The sequence below is a fragment of the Pseudomonas sp. URMO17WK12:I12 genome, from assembly GCF_000514395.1.
GTDB classification, from domain to species: domain Bacteria; phylum Pseudomonadota; class Gammaproteobacteria; order Pseudomonadales; family Pseudomonadaceae; genus Aquipseudomonas; species Aquipseudomonas mucoides.
Genome location: NZ_AZVV01000031.1, coordinates 1 through 1,454 on the forward strand (window position 1 = coordinate 1; position 1,454 = coordinate 1,454).

General features: G+C 51.2%; 1 protein-coding gene and 1 pseudogene. One reads left to right on the top strand and one right to left on the bottom strand.

The annotated features are described in order from the left end of the window. Positions 1-156 (bottom strand): annotated as a pseudogene (locus D882_RS01000000131500) (response regulator transcription factor); the annotation flags it as partial. Positions 157-773: 617 nt separating this feature from the next. Here D882_RS01000000131500 and bla point away from each other — a divergent pair. Next, positions 774-1,454: class A beta-lactamase (bla, locus tag D882_RS0126915; RefSeq protein WP_032833695.1), on the top strand; the 681-nt coding region annotated here is incomplete at its 3' end.

A 1,454-nucleotide genomic window follows, 5' to 3' on the forward strand; every position in this document is an offset into this window, starting at 1 on the left:
GGCCGCACGGGTGGTGCATTGCAGTTTGCGGAACACGCTCTCGACGTGGGTCCGCACGGTGCTCGGACTGATGCCGAGTTGACGCGCCACCTCTTTGTTGCTCCCGCCCATGCTGATGCGCTTCAGGATTTGTGTCTCACGATCCTCTAGAGTCGACCTGCAGGCATGCAAGCTTGGCACTGGCCGTCGTTTTACAACGTCGTGACTGGGAAAACCCTGGCGTTACCCAACTTAATCGCCTTGCAGCACATCCCCCTTTCGCCAGCTGGCGTAATAGCGAAGAGGCCCGCACCGATCGCCCTTCCCAACAGTTGCGCAGCCTGAATGGCGAATGGCGCCTGATGCGGTATTTTCTCCTTACGCATCTGTGCGGTATTTCACACCGCATATGGTGCACTCTCAGTACAATCTGCTCTGATGCCGCATAGTTAAGCCAGCCCCGACACCCGCCAACACCCGCTGACGCGCCCTGACGGGCTTGTCTGCTCCCGGCATCCGCTTACAGACAAGCTGTGACCGTCTCCGGGAGCTGCATGTGTCAGAGGTTTTCACCGTCATCACCGAAACGCGCGAGACGAAAGGGCCTCGTGATACGCCTATTTTTATAGGTTAATGTCATGATAATAATGGTTTCTTAGACGTCAGGTGGCACTTTTCGGGGAAATGTGCGCGGAACCCCTATTTGTTTATTTTTCTAAATACATTCAAATATGTATCCGCTCATGAGACAATAACCCTGATAAATGCTTCAATAATATTGAAAAAGGAAGAGTATGAGTATTCAACATTTCCGTGTCGCCCTTATTCCCTTTTTTGCGGCATTTTGCCTTCCTGTTTTTGCTCACCCAGAAACGCTGGTGAAAGTAAAAGATGCTGAAGATCAGTTGGGTGCACGAGTGGGTTACATCGAACTGGATCTCAACAGCGGTAAGATCCTTGAGAGTTTTCGCCCCGAAGAACGTTTTCCAATGATGAGCACTTTTAAAGTTCTGCTATGTGGCGCGGTATTATCCCGTATTGACGCCGGGCAAGAGCAACTCGGTCGCCGCATACACTATTCTCAGAATGACTTGGTTGAGTACTCACCAGTCACAGAAAAGCATCTTACGGATGGCATGACAGTAAGAGAATTATGCAGTGCTGCCATAACCATGAGTGATAACACTGCGGCCAACTTACTTCTGACAACGATCGGAGGACCGAAGGAGCTAACCGCTTTTTTGCACAACATGGGGGATCATGTAACTCGCCTTGATCGTTGGGAACCGGAGCTGAATGAAGCCATACCAAACGACGAGCGTGACACCACGATGCCTGTAGCAATGGCAACAACGTTGCGCAAACTATTAACTGGCGAACTACTTACTCTAGCTTCCCGGCAACAATTAATAGACTGGATGGAGGCGGATAAAGTTGCAGGACCACTTCTGCGCTCGGCCCTTCCGGCTGGCTGG